At 59.6% G+C, this 19,487-nt stretch carries 23 protein-coding genes; 11 read left to right on the top strand and 12 right to left on the bottom strand.

The features are described from left to right. The first annotated feature begins 52 nt into the window (after window positions 1-52). A complete protein-coding gene (locus FZZ92_RS00520; protein ID WP_226398875.1) occupies window positions 53-253 on the top strand; it encodes a hypothetical protein in 201 nt (66 codons plus the stop codon). Continuing rightward, window positions 250-693 (top strand): DUF2721 domain-containing protein, encoded by a 444-nt coding sequence (locus FZZ92_RS00515; protein ID WP_226398876.1) that lies wholly within the window; start codon window positions 250-252, stop codon window positions 691-693. The genes FZZ92_RS00520 and FZZ92_RS00515 overlap by 4 nt, the downstream gene beginning before the upstream one ends. Here the strand turns inward: FZZ92_RS00515 and FZZ92_RS00510 are convergent. Then, complete coding sequence (locus FZZ92_RS00510; RefSeq protein WP_226398877.1) at window positions 686-2,005, bottom strand: sodium-dependent transporter; 1,320 nt, start codon at window positions 2,003-2,005, stop codon at window positions 686-688. The genes FZZ92_RS00515 and FZZ92_RS00510 overlap by 8 nt on opposite strands. Window positions 2,006-2,084: 79 nt before the next feature. Here FZZ92_RS00510 and FZZ92_RS00505 point away from each other — a divergent pair, with 79 nt between their 5' ends. Together FZZ92_RS00505 and FZZ92_RS00495 are read left to right on the top strand one after the other, a co-directional pair. Beyond that, window positions 2,085-3,332 carry a 1-deoxy-D-xylulose-5-phosphate reductoisomerase gene (locus tag FZZ92_RS00505; protein WP_226422318.1) on the top strand — a complete coding sequence of 416 codons (1,248 nt, stop codon included), beginning with the start codon at window positions 2,085-2,087 and terminating at the stop codon, window positions 3,330-3,332. A 599-nt stretch (window positions 3,333-3,931) separates the two neighbouring features. Beyond that, window positions 3,932-5,077 carry a fatty acid desaturase gene (locus FZZ92_RS00495; protein WP_226422317.1) on the top strand — a complete coding sequence of 382 codons (1,146 nt, stop codon included), beginning with the start codon at window positions 3,932-3,934 and terminating at the stop codon, window positions 5,075-5,077. A 265-nt stretch (window positions 5,078-5,342) separates the two neighbouring features. Here the strand turns inward: FZZ92_RS00495 and FZZ92_RS00490 are convergent, their stop codons facing one another. Genes FZZ92_RS00490 through FZZ92_RS00475 form a run of 4 tightly spaced genes read right to left on the bottom strand, consistent with a single transcriptional unit; the run spans window position 5,343 to window position 9,230 of the window. After that, window positions 5,343-6,377: an alpha/beta fold hydrolase gene (locus FZZ92_RS00490; protein WP_226398881.1), complete on the bottom strand. Its 1,035-nt coding sequence runs from the start codon at window positions 6,375-6,377 to the stop codon at window positions 5,343-5,345. Then, window positions 6,377-7,795, bottom strand: coding sequence for an NAD(P)(+) transhydrogenase (Re/Si-specific) subunit beta (locus tag FZZ92_RS00485; RefSeq protein WP_226398882.1), 1,419 nt, complete (start codon window positions 7,793-7,795; stop codon window positions 6,377-6,379). Before FZZ92_RS00485 ends, FZZ92_RS00490 begins: the two co-directional genes overlap by 1 nt. Beyond that, window positions 7,795-8,091 carry an NAD(P) transhydrogenase subunit alpha gene (locus FZZ92_RS00480; RefSeq protein ID WP_115025338.1) on the bottom strand — a complete coding sequence of 99 codons (297 nt, stop codon included), beginning with the start codon at window positions 8,089-8,091 and terminating at the stop codon, window positions 7,795-7,797. The genes FZZ92_RS00485 and FZZ92_RS00480 overlap by 1 nt, the downstream gene beginning before the upstream one ends. Continuing rightward, window positions 8,091-9,230, bottom strand: a complete 1,140-nt coding sequence (locus FZZ92_RS00475) for a Re/Si-specific NAD(P)(+) transhydrogenase subunit alpha (RefSeq protein ID WP_226422316.1) — start codon at window positions 9,228-9,230, stop codon at window positions 8,091-8,093. Before FZZ92_RS00475 ends, FZZ92_RS00480 begins: the two co-directional genes overlap by 1 nt. Window positions 9,231-9,358: 128 nt before the next feature. Between FZZ92_RS00475 and FZZ92_RS00470 the strand changes: the two genes are divergently transcribed. Next, window positions 9,359-9,937, top strand: coding sequence for an EF-1 guanine nucleotide exchange domain-containing protein (locus tag FZZ92_RS00470; RefSeq protein ID WP_115025339.1), 579 nt, complete (start codon window positions 9,359-9,361; stop codon window positions 9,935-9,937). Between the two features lie 33 nt (window positions 9,938-9,970). Here FZZ92_RS00470 and FZZ92_RS00465 read toward each other — a convergent pair whose 3' ends face one another. Further along, window positions 9,971-10,204 carry a hypothetical protein gene (locus tag FZZ92_RS00465; protein ID WP_166016973.1) on the bottom strand — a complete coding sequence of 78 codons (234 nt, stop codon included), beginning with the start codon at window positions 10,202-10,204 and terminating at the stop codon, window positions 9,971-9,973. A 136-nt stretch (window positions 10,205-10,340) separates the two neighbouring features. Here FZZ92_RS00465 and FZZ92_RS00460 point away from each other — a divergent pair, with 136 nt between their 5' ends. From FZZ92_RS00460 to trxB, 3 genes are all read left to right on the top strand, one after another. Then, on the top strand, window positions 10,341-11,702 hold the full coding sequence (locus FZZ92_RS00460; protein WP_370631238.1) for a DEAD/DEAH box helicase: 1,362 nt from the start codon (window positions 10,341-10,343) through the stop codon (window positions 11,700-11,702). Window positions 11,703-11,799: 97 nt separating this feature from the next. Continuing rightward, window positions 11,800-12,048, top strand: a complete 249-nt coding sequence (locus tag FZZ92_RS00455; RefSeq protein WP_115095344.1) for a hypothetical protein — start codon at window positions 11,800-11,802, stop codon at window positions 12,046-12,048. 107 nt (window positions 12,049-12,155) lie between these two features. Next, the gene (gene trxB / locus FZZ92_RS00450; RefSeq protein ID WP_226398885.1) at window positions 12,156-13,538 is read left to right on the top strand and encodes a thioredoxin-disulfide reductase; all 1,383 of its coding nucleotides are present in this window, start codon (window positions 12,156-12,158) and stop codon (window positions 13,536-13,538) included. 12 nt (window positions 13,539-13,550) lie between these two features. Here trxB and infA read toward each other — a convergent pair whose 3' ends face one another. After that, window positions 13,551-13,820 carry a translation initiation factor IF-1 gene (infA, locus tag FZZ92_RS00445; protein WP_006041809.1) on the bottom strand — a complete coding sequence of 90 codons (270 nt, stop codon included), beginning with the start codon at window positions 13,818-13,820 and terminating at the stop codon, window positions 13,551-13,553. Window positions 13,821-14,021: 201 nt separating this feature from the next. Here infA and FZZ92_RS00440 point away from each other — a divergent pair, with 201 nt between their 5' ends. Beyond that, window positions 14,022-14,672 carry a pseudouridine synthase gene (locus FZZ92_RS00440; protein ID WP_226422315.1) on the top strand — a complete coding sequence of 217 codons (651 nt, stop codon included), beginning with the start codon at window positions 14,022-14,024 and terminating at the stop codon, window positions 14,670-14,672. Here FZZ92_RS00440 and FZZ92_RS00435 read toward each other — a convergent pair. From FZZ92_RS00435 to FZZ92_RS00415, 5 genes are read right to left on the bottom strand one after another with little or no spacing between them, the layout of a single operon-like run. After that, window positions 14,617-15,432, bottom strand: a complete 816-nt coding sequence (locus tag FZZ92_RS00435; RefSeq protein WP_226422314.1) for a methyltransferase domain-containing protein — start codon at window positions 15,430-15,432, stop codon at window positions 14,617-14,619. The genes FZZ92_RS00440 and FZZ92_RS00435 overlap by 56 nt on opposite strands. After that, a complete protein-coding gene (locus FZZ92_RS00430; RefSeq protein ID WP_006851288.1) occupies window positions 15,432-15,647 on the bottom strand; it encodes a hypothetical protein in 216 nt (71 codons plus the stop codon). The genes FZZ92_RS00435 and FZZ92_RS00430 overlap by 1 nt, the downstream gene beginning before the upstream one ends. Before the next feature lie 53 nt (window positions 15,648-15,700). Beyond that, window positions 15,701-16,663 (bottom strand): NAD(P)H-binding protein, encoded by a 963-nt coding sequence (locus FZZ92_RS00425; RefSeq protein ID WP_226422313.1) that lies wholly within the window; start codon window positions 16,661-16,663, stop codon window positions 15,701-15,703. Between the two features lie 56 nt (window positions 16,664-16,719). Further along, the gene (gene petM / locus FZZ92_RS00420) at window positions 16,720-16,821 is read right to left on the bottom strand and encodes a cytochrome b6-f complex subunit PetM (protein WP_038553686.1); all 102 of its coding nucleotides are present in this window, start codon (window positions 16,819-16,821) and stop codon (window positions 16,720-16,722) included. A gap of 28 nt (window positions 16,822-16,849) precedes the next feature. After that, window positions 16,850-18,034 (bottom strand): N2,N2-dimethylguanosine tRNA methyltransferase, encoded by a 1,185-nt coding sequence (locus FZZ92_RS00415; RefSeq protein ID WP_226422312.1) that lies wholly within the window; start codon window positions 18,032-18,034, stop codon window positions 16,850-16,852. Here FZZ92_RS00415 and FZZ92_RS00410 point away from each other — a divergent pair. Further along, window positions 18,018-18,983: an alpha/beta fold hydrolase gene (locus FZZ92_RS00410; protein ID WP_226422311.1), complete on the top strand. Its 966-nt coding sequence runs from the start codon at window positions 18,018-18,020 to the stop codon at window positions 18,981-18,983. The genes FZZ92_RS00415 and FZZ92_RS00410 overlap by 17 nt on opposite strands. Next, a complete protein-coding gene (gene ilvN, locus FZZ92_RS00405) occupies window positions 18,955-19,485 on the top strand; it encodes an acetolactate synthase small subunit (RefSeq protein ID WP_226422310.1) in 531 nt (176 codons plus the stop codon). The genes FZZ92_RS00410 and ilvN overlap by 29 nt, the downstream gene beginning before the upstream one ends. Window positions 19,486-19,487 lie beyond the last annotated feature (2 nt).

Below are 19,487 nucleotides of genomic sequence, written 5' to 3'. Positions count from 1 at the left end.
GAAAAGCACACCGTCCTCTCTCCCCATGCTCTGGCTGAAAAAGCTGAATTTCATGGAAACCGCCAAGCTGGAAATGGAGCTGATGAAAGCCCTGGATGCGGGCGAAGACCTCGACGCCAAGCTCGCAACTCAGCGGCAATTGGCTGAATCCAGTGGCGATGCGGAGCAAGCCTGGAAAGCGGAGGTATGGGACAAGATGCTGCTGAGGATTCGCAAAATGGAATCCATGCTCAATCCCCCTGGTGAGCCATGAGCGCGGCACCAGCGGAGACACTGCTGAAAGCCATTCAGCTCTCGGTTTCGCCGGTGTTTCTCCTAGCTGGTATCGGGGCGATGATGAATGTGCTGTCTGGACGGTTGAGCCGCAGCGTGGATCGAGCCAGAGAGCTGAAACGTCGCTGCCAGGAGCTGGACTGCGACGAGCAGGCTGAATTCAGGGTGATTCGTCAGCGCATGCGGTTAGTGGTGCGTGCCATTGGGCTTCTCACCCTGTCAACCCTGTTGATTTCAACGGTTGTTGCCGTGATTTTTCTGACGGTTGCCCTGCAGATCAACCTTTCGATGGTTGTGGCACCGCTGTTCGTGGCCGCCATGCTGATGCTCACCTCAGCAGCGATCTGCTTTCTGCGCGAGATCACGCTCGCCTCAAAGCAGTTGGAGGCCAGCTTCGGGCCCAGCGAATCCTTCAACTAGACATCAGGTCGATCACGCTTATCACCAGACCGAAGGCAATCACGGGCGGCGAAATCCAACGCAGCATCACCAGCAGAAAGCGCTTCAACCAGAGTGGGCTGCCTGAATGGGTGAGCTCCTCCTGAAAGCGCTCCGGAAGCACCCAGCCCAGCAACAACGCCAGCAGCAACCCACCAAGAATCAGCAATAACCCCCCAAACACGGAGTCCATCCAGCCCAGAACCTCCATGGAGGTGGCCGCCGGAAGCCCGGCCACAAAGATCAAGGCCGTGGACACCCAGACGGCCCGAGCTCGACTCCAACCCAGTCGATCGATCAGACATGCCACCGGGACCTCCAGTAGGGACACAGCTGAGGTGATCGCAGCAATGAGGGCCAAGGCGAAAAAGAGCACAGCCACCACCTGGCCTGTGGAGCCAAGCGACCCCAGGCCAGTGGGCAAAGCGATAAAGATCGTGCCCAGGGTCGAGCCGCTGATCACATCCTGAAGGCCAAAACTCATCACCACGGGGAAGGTGACCATTCCGGCCAGCAATCCCACAGCGGTGTCCATCCCAACCACCGCCACGGCTTCCCGCGGCAGGTGGGCACGCCTGCTCAGATAGGCCGAGTAGGCAAGGATGCAACCGATTCCCGTCCCAATCGAGAAGAAGGCCTGCGTGAAGGCATTACGAATCGTGGTGGGGTCACGCAACTGACTGTTATCCCAGCGCAGCAGGAAGGTCCGGTAGCCCTCCGAGGCGCCCTCAAGGCCAGCGGCCCAAACCGCAAGGCCGATCAGCAGAACGAACAGCAGTGGCAGGCCCCAGCGGGACAAACGCTCGATTCCTCCGCGCACGCCGGCAGCCACCACGCCGGCAGTCGCCACCAGACTCAGAAGCTGGCCGATCAAGGCGGAACGTCCGCCACTGAGACCCGCGAAAAATGCTTCAGCTGAGGCGATATCCGCAGGAAGTCCCTGCGTCAGGGTCTGTACAAGTGTCGCCCCGGTCCAGCCCATCAGCACTGCGTAGAAGGCAAGAATTCCACTGGCAGCCAGCACGAACAGCCAGCCCATGGGCTGCCAGCGACGACCAGCCGCCGTCACCGGCGCAAGAAGAGGGCTCTGGCCGGTGCTGCGACCCAGCACCATTTCTGCCACCAGCACCGGCAGGCAGACCAAGAGCACAATCACTACATACAGGAACAGAAAGGCGCCGCCACCCCCCTGAGATGCGCGGTAGGCAAAGCCCCAGAGGTTGCCCAGCCCAACGGCACTACCCGCAGCCGCCAAGACAAAGCCCAGTCCCGATCGCCACTGTTCCTTCGCCATGCGCTCTAAACAAGCTGTCCGCCAGCTTGCCAGCGATTAACAGTCCTGGTGGGAGACTTGTCGCAACTGCCGGATCAGCGTGAAAGCCATCAGCGTGCTGGGATCCACGGGCTCCATCGGCACCCAGACCCTTCAGATCGCTGAGGAATTCCCCGATCAGTTCCGGGTTGTGGCACTCACGGCCGGCCGCAACCTGAATCTTCTGGTTCAACAAATCCAGAGGCATCGCCCTGAAGTGGTGGCCCTGGCCGATGCCGATCTGCTGCCGGATCTGCAGGAGCGGCTTAAGGATGCGGGCGTTGCAGCCAGCCATACGCCGAAGCTGGTTGGGGGCGCTGACGGCCTCAATGTCGCTGCCGCATGGGACAGCGCTGACCTCGTGGTGACGGGCATTGTTGGTTGCGCCGGATTGTTACCGACCCTGGCGGCGGTGCGAGCAGGCAAAGACCTGGCCCTGGCCAACAAGGAGACGCTGATTGCTGCCGGACCCGTGGTGTTGCCGGAGTTGAAGAAGAGCGGCAGCAGGCTGCTGCCAGCTGATTCGGAACACTCGGCCATTTTCCAGTGCCTGCAGGGAACCCCCTGGGCTGAAAACGCACGGCTTTCTACAGGAGTGCCCACACCGGGGCTGCGCCGGATTCAGCTAACGGCATCCGGCGGCGCCTTCCGCGACTGGAAGGCAGCTGACCTGGAGAAGGCAACCGTGGCCGATGCCACCAGTCATCCCAACTGGAGCATGGGCCGCAAGATCACCGTGGATTCAGCCTCCCTGATGAACAAAGGCCTGGAGGTGATCGAAGCCCACTATTTGTTCGGCCTGGATTACGACCACATTGAGATCGTGATCCATCCCCAGAGCATCATCCATTCCATGATCGAGCTGGCGGATTCGTCAGTCCTGGCCCAGCTGGGTTGGCCCGACATGAAGCTGCCGATCCTCTACTGCCTGAGCTGGCCGTCTCGCCTGGAGACGCCATGGCGCCGGCTGGATCTCACCGAAATCGGCCAGCTCACCTTCCGCGCACCTGACCCCGCCAAGTACCCCTGCATGGAACTGGCCTATGCCGCCGGTCGCGCCGGTGGCACGATGCCTGCGGTGATGAATGCCGCCAACGAAGAAGCCGTGGCGCAGTTCCTTGAGGAGAGAATTCACTTCTTGGATATCCCAACGGTGATCGAGGCAGCCTGTGAGCGGCATAAAGCCGACTTGATGACCCAGCCGCAACTGGACGATGTGCTGCGGGTGGATCAGTGGGCCCGAACCGCGGTGCGTGAACAGGTGGATCGGGGTGTGACCCGCTTGCCCGTGGGAGCTCTCGCCGCTTAAGCATGCAACGGGTCAGTCACCACCTTCTGCTCTGCGCTACCGCCAACAAGGCCAAATGCTGCGATCCTGCCCTGGGTTCACAAACCTGGAATGAACTGAAAAGCGTTGTTCGTGAGCTGGACTTAGAAAACACGCAACGCCCTGAAGGGATTGTCCTAAGGAGCAAAGTTGATTGCCTCAGGGTGTGTGAGCGTGGACCCATTCTTGTTGTTTGGCCAGACGGAATTTGGTACGCAGAAGTGTCGCCCAGCAGGATAAAAAAAATTATTCAAAAACACATTATCGACCAACAACCCGTCGAAGAATGGATCCTAAAAAAAACACCATTAGGCCCTACACATTCTTCCTTCGCAGAGCAAATATCAACTTAGCACATATAATTCTATACACTAACAAGTGTCACCATAGCTCCTGCCAGAAACAAGAAAGCGCAAGAAGAATTGATCAAATACTCCAGTTTTTGCCTGGCAACTGAGTGAGGGGACCTCCAGAGCAGTAACCAGCACCTATCACTCGACAGCACCCACAGCTGGCGAGACGAACAACTATGATGAAAACCTTAAGCGTTGATCACTTCTCGCTTGTCCTGAGGCTCTCGATTGGCATTTGCAGCAACGATCAGACCAACAAAAACGGCCTCTGAATGCACTCACAAATCAGCCGCCTATCCGACAAAAGCGGAGTTGCTGAAAACCTTGCCACCAGAGCTCTCCAAGTTGAGCCCTTTCAAGGCGTGGATGAGTTTGGTGATGTCAGTCGGACTTTCGTCCTTGGCAGTTGGCGTTGGAACGCTCATCCCACTTTCTGCCGCAGCCACACCTTTGTGGCTTCTCTATGGAGCTGTTACCGGCACCATTGCGATGGGCTGCTGGGTCATTGCCCATGAGTGCGGCCATCACGCCTTTCACCCCAATCGTCGGATCGAAGGGGGCGTGGGGTTTGCTCTCCATAGCATTCTCCTTGTGCCTTACTACAGCTGGGCCCATAGCCATGCCGTACATCACGCCCACTGCAATCACCTTGAGAAAGGAGAAACCCACGTACCGCCAAGGGCAACGTCAACATTAGGAAAAACCACAGAACAGCTGAAGCAAAACCTGCATCCAGTCATCTTCGGGATTATCTCTCTCTTCAACCATCTCGTTATCGGCTGGCAGCTCTATCTATTTTTTGGAGCAACTGGCGGGGAAGACTACGACTCTCCTACATCTCATTTTTGGAATGGCAAGCGAATCACCAACGGAAAGCGCCGCTTGTTTCCTGAAACATTCAAAAAATGGATGATCCGTTCCAATCTTGGCTTGCTGGCCATGGTTTCTTTCTTGATTGCAGCGTCGATACAATATTCCCCACTTCGAGTGCTCTGTCTGTATGGATTGCCATACATGGTAATCAACATGTGGCTGACAACATACACCTGGCTACAACACACGAATAGCGATATTCCTCATTTTTCAAATGAAACATGGTCTTGGCCGAAGGGAGCCCTTCAGACGGTTGACCGCCCTTACGGACCCATCCTGAATCTTCTGCACCACGGGATCGGATCCACTCACGTTTGTCATCACGTCAACTCATCGATTCCCCACTACAACGCTTGGCACGGAACAAATCTGTTGAGGCAAAGATTTCCCGAGCTGGTGCGATACGACCCCACCCCAATCCATAAAGCTCTTTGGAGGATTGCGACAAGATGCGGTGGAGCTGTCTATCAAAACCCCTCTGACAAAGCGTTTTACTTCTAGGTGGGTTTACCTTAATTTAGAAATACTCTCGCAAACCCACAGAAAACCAGAAAATCTAGATCCATTTCATTTAATTCGAGGCTGGGTTCTGAAGCGGAAGCAAGAACACATATATTTTTAATTTCCACCCTTATCCTTATACATCAAAGCACTCAAAAGCAAGTAAGTTTTGCAGATATAACCGATATGTCGCTCAGGATTAATAGCATCTAAGCCGACATCTCCTTAGCGATTTCGACGCAGGACCAAGCCACAAAACAGATGGTCAAATACCTCGAGCAACCATGCCAAGCCAGGCTGCCGCCAACTGATCCCCCCAGCAGCCGCCATGCCCGTGAAATCCGTTGTGCCCCCCCTTTCGGGTGAACAATGTGCTTATACCAGCCTCGGGAGGCAAACCCTCAGCCAGATCCATGGCAGCTGAAGCGGGAACCCAGGGGTCGTCGAGTGCCTGCAGCAGCAGCGTGGGCGGCATCACATCACAGTGCGACAGCAGATGCTGAAGGGGTGAGGCCTCGCGGTAGTACGCCTCCACATCCGAGAATCCCCAACGTGGAGCTGTCACGGCGCTGTCGAAGGCACGGATTGAACGTGGTGGCGTCGTCAGCAGCGTGGACTCCTCCTGGCTGCTCACCCCAAAGGGATCTGCCAAGGTTTGTCGCACCAACCGCTTGAGCAGCCAGCGTTGATAGATCCGATTGCGCGGCCGTTCGATCGAGGCACTGCAGGCCGCCAGATCAAGCGGACTGCTTGCACAAAAAAGGCCATCGAGCACACCGGGCGATGCCAGACAGGCATTGAGAAGCATCGTGCCGCCCAAGGAGATGCCTGCCCCCAGCAGCGGGCGTCCCGCCGCCAACGCTCGTGCCCGCGCAATCACCGGCAGCAGATCACTGTTGCAGCGCGCTGCGTAGGTACCACCCGCCAGATGCCGGCCGGGATCAGCACCGCGCAGATTCAGCCGCAGCACTGCAAAACCTGCAGCCTGCAAAGCCACACCCATCCGCCTTAGGCCTTCACGAGAGCTGGATCCCCCCAGCCCGTGCAGAAGCAACACCAGGCCTCTGGCTTCCCCTTCAGGCTGATCAAGCAGCGCCAACAAGGCCCCAGCAGCGGCAGCTCCACTGGGCAAGGCAGGCACAGGGATTGGAATCGGAACCCCTTGATCGTGGGGAAGATCCACCTCGCGCAGGGTGTCTCGCAGGGTTTGCAGATCGCCACCAATCCACGGCCAGCGCTGTTGAAACGAGGCAACCCCCAGCCGCTCACGCAGCTGGGGGTTATCCACGCCGCGGCCCATCACTTCTTGCCCAGACCCAGATCTTTGAGTTCCACCAAGAGGTCGCCAAGAACCTTTTTCGCATCCCCAAACAACATCGAGGTGTTAGCGAGCTCGAACAGATCGTTCTTGATGCCGGAGTAGCCGGCACTCATGCCCCGTTTGACCACGAACACCGTGCGTGCATCCTGCACATCCAGCACGGGCATGCCGTATAGCGGCGAATTGGGATCACTCTTGGCCTGGGGATTGACCACGTCATTCGCCCCCAGCACGAGCACCACATCAGTAGCAGGGAACTCGGGATTGATCTGGTCCATCTCCTGGAGCTGCTCGTAAGGCACATCCGCCTCAGCCAGGAGCACGTTCATGTGGCCGGGCATGCGACCAGCCACAGGGTGGATGGCATAGGCCACATCAATGCCGGCGCTCTCCAGCACGCGGGTCACTTCCCGCAGCGTGTGCTGCGCCTGGGCCACAGCCAAGCCATAACCAGGAACTATCACCACCCGTTCAGCAGCCTCCAGGGTGAGGGCGCATTCCTCAACGCTGCAGCTGGTGATGTTGGTGTATTCGCCACCACCACCTGTGGCAGTGGTCGCACCAAGAGCTCCACCAAACAGAACAGACACCAGAGAACGGTTCATGCCGTTGCACATGACCTGGGTGAGGATCAGGCCGGCGGCGCCGACCATGGCACCCGCCACGATCAGCAACTGGCTTCCCACCACGAAACCGGCGGCGGCCGCAGCCACACCCGAATAGCTGTTCAGCAGCGAAATCACCACGGGCATATCAGCCCCGCCGATGGGCAGCGTCACTCCGATCCCCAGCAGGCCGGAGGCCGCCATCAGAAGCCAGAGGCCCGTACCTGAATCAGCGTTGCGCAGCATCTCAATGGCACCCACGAGGGATGCCACCGCCAGCGCGATGTTGACGACATGACGGCCCTTGCTTTGCATCCAAGCAGGCGTGGAAAGCCAGCCCTGCAGCTTGGCCATGGCCACGATGGAGCCTGTGAAGGTGATCGCACCCACGAAGACAGACACAACGATGGACACCACGGCCACAGGGCCCGCCGCATCAAGGGCCACCGGATAGAGCGCAGCAGCCAATGCCACCAGCAACGAGGACATGCCTCCGCAGCCGTTGAAGAGGGCGACCGTCTCTGGCATCGAGGTCATCGGCACCCGCTGGGCGGTGATGGCTCCGAGCACACCACCCACCAGAGTGCCGGCAATGATCCAGACCCAGGCCGCGCTGCTGATGCCGGTGGTGCCGAGATAGTTGATCAGCAGACCAAGCACCGCTAGGCCCATGGCCACAGCCGCCAGCTGATTGGCACCCCGGGCTGAACGCACCTTAGAGAGCCCCTTGATGCCGAGGGCCAGCAAAAGAACCGCAACCAGCTCAATCGCGTATTTCAGAAGGTCAGACATCAGCGGTTCTCCTTGCGAGCAGGCTTGCGGCTGAACATGGCCAGCATGCGGTCGGTCACGAGGAAGCCCCCGATCACGTTGAACAGGGCAAAGCCCAGCGAGACGGAGCCGAGCAGCAACACCACGGTGTTATCGCCCGCCTTGATGATCGCGGTGAGCGCTGCCAGAACGGTGATGCCCGAGATGGCATTAGCACCACTCATCAACGGAGTGTGAAGGGTGGGGGGGACCTTGCCGATCAGCTCCAGCCCAAGCAGGCTGCCAAGCAGGAGAACCCAAAGGAATTCAACAAACATCAGTTGGCACCTGGGGTAAGGACGTCGCCACGACGGATGGTGCCGTCCTGGGCGATCAAACAGCCGGCGATCAGTTCATCCTCGGGATCGAGGTTGAGGACACCGTCCTTCATGGTGGGCTCCAACAGAGCCAAGAGATTGCGGGCGTAGAGCGCACTGGCGTGATTGGGAACGCTGCAGGGCAGATCATTGCCGCCAATCAGCTTCACACCCTTACGGTCCACGGTCTGACCAGGCACGGTGTCGGCGCAGTTACCGCCCTGGGCCACCGCCAGGTCAACCACCACAGCGCCTGGACGCATCCGATCGAGCATGTCTTCACTGATCAGGCGCGGAGCACGGCGACCGGGCACCTGGGCGGTACAGATGGCCACATCGGCCTCAGCCAGTTGATCAGACAGCTGCTGTCGCTGAGCAGCCAGGAATGCATCGGAGGCCTGTTTGGCATAACCGCCGGATTCAGACGGCTTGTCTTCCAACTCAGGTGGCTCAATGAAACGGGCGCCGAGCGATTCAACCTGCTCTTTGACCGCCGGCCTGATGTCACTGACGTAAACGACTGCACCGAGGCGGCGGGCTGTGGCGACCGCTTGAAGGCCCGCCACACCAGCTCCAAGAATCACAACCTTTGCAGGTTGAACGGTGCCCGCTGCCGTCATCAGCATCGGGAAGTAACGATCCAGAGCAGCGGAAGCCAGCAACACCGACTTGTAGCCAGCGATGTTGGCCTGGGAGGACAAAGCATCCGCAGACTGAGCCCGGCTGATCCGCGGCAGCAGTTCGAGCGCCATGGCAGAGAGACCGCCGCGCTGAAGGCCTGCCGTTAGGTCTTCGTTGGCGTAGGGGGAGAGCAGACCAACCACCAACGCTCCCTGGCGAAGGCGGGCTAGGCCGGCTTCGCTCGGCGATTGAACACAGAGCAGAACATCCGCCTGACTCCAGGCCGATGCATCTCCGGCATGGATCAAATCCGCACCCTGCTGGGCATAAGCCTCATCGAGGTAGCCGGAGGCTGTACCGGCTCCGCGTTCGACTGCCACATTGCAGCCCAACGAAATGAATTTTTTGACCGTGTCGGGCGTTGCCGCAACCCGGGTTTCTTCCGGTGTCGACTCCACCGGTATCAGAAGTCTGGGCAAGGGGAACACAACCACCGACCCAAGTGAGGTTACTTACGGGGTCACCCTCTCGCCATCAGGAAGCTTCCTGAAGAAAGCCCCCCTCTTCTGTTGCTCTTGCTACGTGAAGTGCATCCTCTGTGCTCCTCATGGGTCTCAGCGCAATCGAGTGTCCCGACGGCCTCTGTCACAGCCACCACGGCGGCCACGCCGTTGAACGGGAAACCATGCAGTCCACCCTCCAGTTGCACGGCAAGGACTGGTGTGAACGGCTGGCGGAGCGGATCTATGAAATCTCCGTCGACACCTTCTCCCAAAGCGTGATGCCCAGCCTGCACACGGCCGGCTGGCAGCGGCGGCACCTCGACTGGGAATTCAAGTTGAATGACGGCGAATGCGAGCCCGATCGAACCCTGGTTGACGGGATGATCAACGCCACGGAAAGCTTTCTGCGCAGCAGCGAAGTGCACCGCCTGTTCATCCAGGAACTCGTGCAGGGCACATTTGCAGAAGCGGAGAACGATGACCTGCGCATCCAGGCGGTCCGCACGCTTGTGGAAACCGAAATCGTGGCGATGCTTGAGGAACGCCGGGAAGAGCTGCTGGATCGGCTTGCTGAGCAGATGCTGAACTCAGCGAAGGGGGATTTCAAGGCCGCTCGCTCCGCCTCAGAAGAGGCCTTAATGGAAGTGGAACACTTGGTGGTTAACCACGCTGAAGCGCTCTGAAGCAAGGCTCTGGCGCCAAAACGTGCTGCCGAATCAAACGATCGGCAGCACTTCCTGTTCAAGTCCAAGGGCCCAGCTCAGCTCTCCGCGGCGATGCAGAACGCGCGCTCGAAGAATCAATGGGTCGATGTCGCAATCGAGTTCCCAACAGCCATCCAGTTGATCGCGATGCTGATCGAGAGGGCTGCTGAAGAAGGAGCGTTGGGCCATGGCGATGGGCGGGACCCGATCCCGATGGAGCTGATGGCCGGACGGTAGAGATGCCACGGCGCAAAAGAATGGTTAAAAAGACTCATCTTCCCGGGGGGGCGATATCTCAGCCGTCAGCTTCAACCTCCCGTCCAAGGTCAACACCGATCAGGACCCAGTACCTGTCCAACCAAGACAATGGCAGCAACAGCTGATCCAACTCCTGCGACGCAGGCTTGAGCTTCAGGGCAGCAGCCGCGACCTTCTTGTGTTTGCAGGCCCAGGAGCGGGGAAAACACTGGGTGCCCTGCTGGGATTCCGCGCGATGCGGGATCTAGGCCGGCTGAACCATTTCGTGGTCTTCTGCCACCGCACCTCAATCCTGAATCAATGGAAATCAGCCGCTGCTCGTCTCGGCTTGCGGCTGGAGGAGTGGCCCTGCACGCCGGAACAGAGCCTTAGAGCAGACGGTCTTTTGGTGACATATCAGGGTGCGGGTCGTCAACGCGACGCGCTGCGAGCACGTCTTGAGGAATGGGGCACAAGCGCCTGCATGGCGATCGCCGATGAGGCACACCATCTCGGCGTCAATCCCGACGAACCGGACGCAACAGCCTGGGGGCAGACCTTTCTGGAGCTGACCAACACCGTCAGCCTGCGTCTGGGACTCACAGGAACCCCCTTTCGTGCCGACAACCTGAGGTTCTGCGCCGCCCGTCGAATCCGGGTTCAACTGGACGACGGTGGCTGGGTCGAGCAGATCCGTCCGGATCTCTGCGTGGAACCAAGGGACCTGATCGCGGCAGGGGATGTCCGCCCCCTGGAGTTCCGCTTTCAAGACGGCTGGGTAGAACACAGCCGCGAGGGACTACCCGATCGCGACGTTTCCCCCCTTTCGTCCGAACAGCGGGAAAGCTGGCGTGCTCGCAACCTGCGTCGCGCCATACGCCTAGCCGACAGCAGCAGCATTGGCCAGCAGGTGCTGCTGAGAGCGCAGCAGAAACTGAATCAACTTCAGGAGCGTCAGCCACAGTCAGCTGGCCTTGTCATCGCCCGCGACATCAATCACGCCGAGGCCATCAGCCGGGTGTTGATTGAAGACGGCAACCGGGTGGAGCTGATTCATTCCCAGAGCCCCCAAGCGACGGAACGCTTGAACGCCTTCCAAAGCGGGAGTGCCGATTGGCTTGTGAGCATTGACATGTGCGCGGAAGGCTTTGATGCACCACGCCTAAGGGTGGTTGCCTATCTGACCACCGTTGTGACCCGCAGCCGTTTTGTGCAGGGCATCACCCGGGCCGTGCGGATGACACCAGAGCTAGCCGCCTGCGAAGCCATCCCCCGAGAAGCCTCCTTCATCTTCGCTCCGGCAGACCCACTGCTCATGGACTACGCACGGTCATGGTCGGTGGCAGAGCCTTACGTTCTGCGCCCTCAGGGCCAGGACTCCCAGGATGACCTGCAGGGTGTTGGGCCATGGCGCGGCCCCAGCCTTCCCCTCGAAGCGGTTGAAGATGGAGCCGGTGCGGTGATCCGCCTGAAAACACCCGAATTGCCCACTTTTTTGCAGCGCTGAACACAGCTTTGGTCAGAGAAAAATGCGAACTTGTGCGAATGGATGGGCCGAATGGGACCCCCGATCCGTCAACCTGATCAACATCGAGGAGTCAGTTATGGATGCCGCAATGGAACGCCGGGTCATCGTTGCAAGCGGCTGGGCATCCACGCGCATCGCTGTCCTGGACAAGGAAGAGCGCTATGAAGACAGTTATGCCATCACCCAAGAATTCTGCGAGTGGATCACTTGCATAGGAGAAAACATAGAGATGCTTGAGGCCAATGTTTTGGCCGTTCCGCGCAATCCAAGCAAGCGTCGGCCGATTCACGACCCAACGTCCAACGATTCCCAGGTTGAAATCTAAAAACAACCTTAAATTCCCCCAAGCCTGATACATCTTTTTTCGGGTTACAACCCACCACTGGCTCAAGCAGGGCTTTAGATTTAACTCATAGTCAGTTCGCTTTAGCGGTGGTTCAAGGCGGTTCGGATCACATCGAAAATCTGGTTGTCGTCGGTTCAGGCCCAGCCGGTTATACGGCGGCCATCTATGCAGCACGCGCCAACCTGCAACCGCTGCTGATCACCGGCTTTCAACGCGGGGGTATCCCCGGCGGACAGTTGATGACCACGACTCATGTCGAGAATTTTCCCGGTTTTCCGGATGGTGTTCTCGGTCCTGACCTGATGGATCTGATGAAGTCCCAGGCTGTTCGTTGGGGCACCCACCTGCTGGAAGCCGATGCCGACAGCATTGATCTGACGTCGAAGCCCTATCGCATTGAAGTCGACGGTCAGACCATCCACACCCATGCCCTGGTGATCGCCACCGGAGCCAGTGCAAACCGTCTCAAACTTCCGTCAGAGAGTGCCTTTTGGAGCAAGGGCATCAGCGCCTGCGCGATCTGTGACGGGGCCACGCCGCAGTTCCGCAACGAGGAGCTTGCCGTGGTCGGCGGCGGAGATTCCGCCTGCGAGGAAGCGGTGTACCTCACCAAATACGGAAGCCACGTCCATTTGGTGGTGCGCTCGGACAAACTCCGTGCCAGCGCAGCCATGGCTGATCGGGTCTTGGCCAATGACGCCATCACCGTGCACTGGAACAGCGAGATCGTTGACGTCAGCGGAGATGACTGGATGCAGTCGATGACCCTGCGGGATCGCAATGAAGGCAGTTCTCAGAGCCTTGCTGTCAAAGGGCTCTTCTATGCCATTGGCCACACCCCCAACACTGATCTGCTTCAGGGGCAACTTGATCTCGATGAGAAGGGTTATCTGAAAACGGAAGTGGGGCGTCCGGAAACGTCCTTGGAGGGCGTCTTCGCTGCCGGCGATGTGGCTGATGCTGAATGGCGTCAGGGCATCACCGCAGCCGGAAGTGGCTGCAAAGCAGCCTTGGCAGCAGAGCGCTGGCTAAGCCATCACAACCTGGCAACCCGGGTGCAACGCCAAGACGTGGAGCCAGCGGTGGCGGAACGTCCGGTCAACGTGGAGGTCACCACAGAAGCGACCTACGACCCTCAAGGTCTATGGCAGAAGGGAAGCTTTGCCCTGCGCAAGCTTTATCACGACAGCACGAAGCCTCTGCTTGTGATCTATACCTCACCAAGCTGCGGCCCTTGCCACGTGCTGAAGCCTCAGCTGCGACGGGTGATTGAAGAGCTGAATGGATCTGCCCAGGCTGTTGTCATCGACATCGAAGCTGATCAGCAGATCGCTGAACAGGCAGGGGTCAATGGCACACCCACAGTTCAGCTGTTCCACCAGAAAGCGATGGTGAAGCAATGGCGCGGCGTCAAGCAGCGCAGCGAATTCAAGGCTGCGATTGAATCCTGCCTTCAGGCTGCCGCCTGAGGGCAGCGGACATCAACGACGGCGAGGTCCACCGGGGCGGTTTCCACCGGGACGACCACCAGGAGCACCCGCATTGCGTTCCCGATAAGTGATGCGGCCACGGGTGAGGTCATAGGGGCTGATTTCCACCAGAACCTTGTCACCGGCGAGCAATTTGATTCGAAACTTGGTGAGCTTTCCAGCCGCTCTGCAAAGGCATTGGTGGCCTGCAGGCTGCTCGAGGGTGACCAGATAGAACCCGTTGCCCTGTTCCTTCTCGATCACGCCCGAGGTTTCGATCATGCGTCGGTAGCCAATTCTGTCTTGCTGGTATCAGTTTAGAAGGCCACTTGCGCCCCGCCGAGAGAACAGAGCCCTTAGGCTCCAACGCCGACCCCTCTCCCCCTGCCGTGATTCTTCCCCCGTTGAGCATGGATCTCGGTCTGCTGCTGATCTCCGTCGGCGTGGTCAACCTGTGGAGGATGCGAGAGAACGCGAGCTGACTTGACGACGCTGCTGCTGAACAAACCCTTTGGGGTCTTGAGTCAATTCACGCCGGAGGAAGGGAGCCGTTGGGGGTGCTTGAGCGACTTTGTTGACGTGCCCCAGGTCTACGCCGCTGGGCGTCTTGACGCCGACAGCGAGGGGCTGCTGATCCTCACCAGCAACGGTCGCCTGCAACAGCGCCTCACCAACCCACGCTTTGGCCATTGGCGCAGCTACTGGGCGCAAGTCGAAGGCACGCCCACCATCGAACAGCTGCAACAGCTTCGGGATGGTGTTGTCATTCAAGGCCGTCGCACCCTGCCGGCGAAAGCACAGTGGCTTCAAGGGCTCGACCAACCGCAACTCCCCGATAGAAGGCCTCCCATTCGTTATCGCGCCAAGATCCCCACCAGCTGGCTACAGCTGTCACTTACCGAAGGACGCAACCGGCAAGTGCGACGCATGACTGCGGCCGTCGGACTACCGACATTGCGTTTGGTGCGCTGCTGCATTGACTTGATGGACAATGGACCACCGCTGGACCTGAAAGAACTTCAAGCCGGAGACTGGCGTGCAGTGACAGGTGCTGAACAGGAGCGGCTCAACAAGCTCATCAGCAGCAAGCCGATCTCTTCTGGCCCTTGTCGGGGAGGGAACCGACGAGGGTGACCGCGCGAAACGCAATGCCCTCCACCTCGCGCCAGGGCTTTTCGCTGCGCTCTGCATAGCGAACCTGCTCAAAACCAAGGGCCTCGAAGGCTTCCAAGAAATCCTGCTCCTGCCAGGCGCCACTGATACACCCACTCCAAAGATCAGGGTCCTGCTGCAAACGCAGGGGCACAACCTGATCGCAGACGATGTCGCTAATGGCAACCCGTCCGCCGGGAGCAAGAACCCGGCGAATGTTGGCCAGAAGCCTGTAGCGGGAGGATGGATTCACCAGATTGAGCACACAGTTGCTCAGCACAACATCCATCGAGGCATCGGCAATCAGGGGCTCTCCCCCGGCAGCAGGCGCATCAAGGGCTTCGATGGCTCCATCAACAAAACGGACGTTGTCGAACCCCACTGCTGACGCCACGACCGGGATCGCCGACCGCGACAGGACAAGCATGTCGTCATTGCGATCCACACCGGTGACGCTGCCGGACTTGCCGACAATTTGGCTGCAGATGAAGGCGTTTTTACCGCTGCCGCTGCCAAGGTCGAGCACACGATCACCCTGCTTCACCCACCGGGTGGGATCACCGCAGCCGTAATCACGCTCGACAACAGCATCGGGAATCACTCTCAGCAGGGCAGGGTCGAAGCCAACCGGGGTGCACAAGCAGGCTTCCTGCTCGTGTGCAGCGGCTCCGTAACGGGCTTCAACAGCCTGTGTTTGATCCAGAGACTGGGGCTGAGAGGGAGGACAACACGACTCAGCCATCAGCCAATGGCCTCCTGCAGCTCACGCACCACATTCCACTGGCCGTACCAGTAGTTGGCCTCGGCGCGACGGTCCGGATCCGCCACACCATCAACCGCATCGGGCCCCACCGACTTCCACAACTCATGACCGCAAACACGGTTGAGACCCTGTTCTGCTTCATCCGACAACAATTGCAGACGCCGCTGCAGATTTTTGAGCTGAGCGACAGCCATCAGAAAAGGATCAATTAAGGCGATAGTACAAAAGAACCAAGGAGTATCAAGGTTCAGAAGGGGAGCTTTTTCTTCGCGTCCTTGTCGAGATCCGCTTCCATCTCACGCAAACGCTTCAAGATCGTGTCGTAGTACTCACTGATGTAACTCTCCATCTCGGTGGTTTCGGATTCGTCGAGACCAAACGCTGCGTAGCTGGTTTGCATCGGAGCGTCGAGGGTCTGACCGCTACCGGTGACCTCTGCAAATGCAAGCCGCTCCGCCACGTTGACGGCAGGCTCAAAGAAGGAGGCCACACCCTGCATCAGGTTGATCAAGAAGGGCTGAACCCGAAACACCCTGGCCGTCTTGCCACTGCAGCGTTCGCACAGCTGCACCAGTTCACCGGTATTCCAGGGCTTAGGCCCGACGACCGGGTAGGTACTGCGAACGGTCTCCGGCCGCTCGAGAGCCGCAACAGCGAATCGAGCCATGTCCTGGGTGTTCATGTAGGCAATGGCCGTAGGGCTGCCACTGACCCAAACGGTTTGGCTCTCCAAAACAGGGATGGCGAACTGGCTGATCACCCCCTGCATGAACGCAGCACCCTGCAGGATCGTGTAATCCAGATCCGATGACTCCAGCAGCTTCTCCGTGCAGGCCTTGATGTCCATCAATGGAACATCGCGATGTTGATGGGCTCCCAGCAAGGAGAGAAAGACAAAACGCTTGACACCAGCCCTTTCGCAGGCACGAAGCAGATTGAGCTTTCCGTCCCAATCCGTCACGTAGATGCTGCGTGGATCGTTGGGCCGACTTGTGGACGCATCGATAACGGCATCGACGCCTTCAAGGGCGTAATCCAGGCTGTCTGGTTCGAGCAGGTCGCCACGGGTCAACTCACAACCCCATTCCTGAAGAAAAGCAGCTTTGCGGGGCGCCCGCACCATGCAACGCACCTGGTGGCCGGCATCGATGGCACGACGGGCGATCTGTCGTCCCAGGGTGCCCGTGCCACCCACCACAAGCACTTGCATCGGCGCCTTCCTCGCGAAGAGGGGAGCCTAATGGCCCCCGCTTCAAAGCGACTGCTTCAGTCGTCGCCCTGCAGTTTCAGCAGCAGAGCACCACCAGCGAGGCCGATGGGAATCAACACCCAGAAGATCGCAGCAGTTCCAAAAATCTCAGCAGCCATGGTCTGGGCAAAGCGATCGCACGCCCATTTAAATCCCTTCCCCCCGCAGGCTGGTGCAGATCTGTAACAGCTGCGGCAATTCCGCATCGGTTCGAACCTGTGCTGGCATGACTCCACTGGCACTTGCGCGGTAGCCCTCGGCATGGAGCGCCTGCACCAGTCGAGCGAGGGCTGGCGGCCCACCGCCTCCCAATCGCGAGGCCAGCTCATCTGTAGGCCAGACCGTGGGGCAATCCCCCGGATCCGCCTGCAGGCGCCATAACAAGCGCAGGGTGACAGGGCTGATCTGCTGAAGACCAAGGTCTTGGGCATCGGCAATGAGCTGCTGCAAAAGAGGCTCTTCCTGCAGAGGACCAATCCACAAAGGGCCACTGATGCTCCACCTCCCCTGACCGTCCACGCAATGACAAGCAGGCCAGCCGCTGAGCTTCAGCAGAGGCTGCACCCGTTGAGCACCGCATCGTTCACAACGCGCCACCAGCCCAAGCTTCTTCTCATCGCCCGCTGGGATCTGACGCAGCAAGCGCAGGGCGAGGCGAAAGGTGCGCCCTTCACTGAAGCTGAACAGGGGCTGCACACCGTGGCCCAGAAGCCAGGCCTGCCGGGCCACCAGGCCGATCTGCTGCCGCAGGGCCATTTCCCAGCTAGCGGGATGCACGCGGGCTGCGGCTCCAAGGCTTCGAATCGCACCAACACGGTCATGACCGGTGGGGGAACGGCCATCCGTCGATGCCAGAAACAACAGGCCGTCGAAGCGCAAAGCCTGAAGGACCGGCTGAATCAAGCTCCCCGAAGCCCCAAAGGCATCGAGGTCGATGAAATCGAACCGCTGCCGCTGAAGGATCGACCGATAAAGCAACAAATCTGCCGCCTCCGCGCTGAGCCGCGTTGAGCACCCCAATGCCTGCACATTGGACTGGATCAGCGGCAGCCGATCCGGATCACCATCGTTGATCCAGAGCTCTGTCTCAGCGGCATCGCTGCCCAACGCCTCCAGGCCCCAGCGCAGCGCCCTGACCCCGCAACCGGCCATCAGATCAAGCCAACGGAGTGGTTGCGTTGCGCTTGCCTTCTGGTGGCGGGCCAGCAACACCGACAGATCGCGTGCCGGGCGTGACTCAGGCCTGAAAAACCCTGGGCCAAGGCTGAACTCAGCCAGACCTTCGCGATAGTGATGATCGGTTGAGGTCAGAAGGGTGCCGTCTGCTGCCATCCAGACTGCCGAGTGGGGCGTTCCAAGCACCTGGTGCTGGAGAGGCTGGCCCTGCCACTGGCGCGTCAGCGGCCCTGAAGCGGGACCCACTCTGCTGCTGTTGCACGGTTTCGGCGCCGCCAGCGGACACTGGCGCCACTTTGCGCCGCGATTGGCTGATCATGGCTGGCGGGTCTACAGCCTGGATCTGCTGGGTTTCGGCCAATCCGCCCAGCCGGCGCGGCCAATGGACAACCGGCTCTGGGCGCAGCAGGTCTGCGCGTTCCTCGATCAAGTGGTTCAAGGACCAGCGGTGGTGATCGGCAACTCCTTGGGGGGCCTGACTGCGCTCACCGCAGCGGTGCTGCGGCCCGACAGGGTGCAAGCGGTAGTTGCAGCTCCGCTACCGGACCCCGCCCTGATCCAACCGCTACCGAAACGTCGCTCGCCCTGGCGACGGCGCTGGCAGCGGCGCCTGCTTTGGCTGGTTCTGCACCTTCTGCCTCTTGAACTTGTGGTGCCCTTGATCGCGCGCACAGGTTTGCTCAAAGCCGGGCTACAGGGGGCCTACTGGAGTTCGATCCAATCCGATCAAGAACTGCTTCAGCTGGTTGCCCGTCCTGCCCGAAGGCGCACGGCAGCTCAGGCCCTCCGGGGCATGAGCCTGGGCATGTCGAAGCGCCCCAGAGGAGCCACTGCCCCCGCACTGCTCGAGCAGCTCCAATCCCCCATGCTTCTGATCTGGGGACGTCAGGATCGATTTGTGCCCCTGGCGATCGGGGAATCCCTGGCAGCCACGCATCCACAACTCGTACTGCGCGTGCTGGATCGCTGCGGTCACTGCCCCCATGACGAAGCGCCCGATCGCTTCCTTTCTGTGTTGTTGCCCTGGCTGGACCGTAACTTGGGAGGACCAGACCGGCAGGGGACGACCAGCGGAGATGAAACACACCCTCTCGGTGGTGGTTGAGGACGAATCCGGAGCACTCAGCCGGATCGCAGGACTCTTCGCCCGACGCGGTTTCAATATCGACAGCCTGGCAGTCGGTCCAGCGGAGGCGGAAGGTCAGTCTCGACTGACCATGGTTGTTGAAGGCGATGACCAGACGCTCCAGCAGATGAGCAAACAGCTGGACAAACTGGTGAATGTGCTTCAGGTGTTGGACCTCACCCAGCGCCCCGCTGTGGAACGGGAGTTGATGCTGCTGAAAGTCTCAGCACCGGCAGCATCCCGGAGCGCTGTTTTCGAACTCGTTCAGGTCTTCAGGGCCAAGGTCGTGGATGTGGCCGATGAGGCCATGACCCTGGAAGTGGTGGGAGATCCCGGGAAACTGGTAGCCCTGGAACGGTTAATGGCTCCCTTCGGAATTCTCGAAATTGCCCGCACCGGCAAGGTGGCGCTCGAGCGGGCTTCAGGGGTGAACACAGAAATGCTGAAGGTGTCCCCGAGCCAGAGCCGGGTCCCGGCCTGAGT

Source organism: Synechococcus sp. MU1611 (assembly GCF_020514255.1).
Classification (GTDB): Bacteria; Cyanobacteriota; Cyanobacteriia; order PCC-6307; family Cyanobiaceae; genus Parasynechococcus.
Note: the sequence above shows the minus strand (reverse complement) of the source record. Positions and strands in the feature narration are given on the sequence as shown.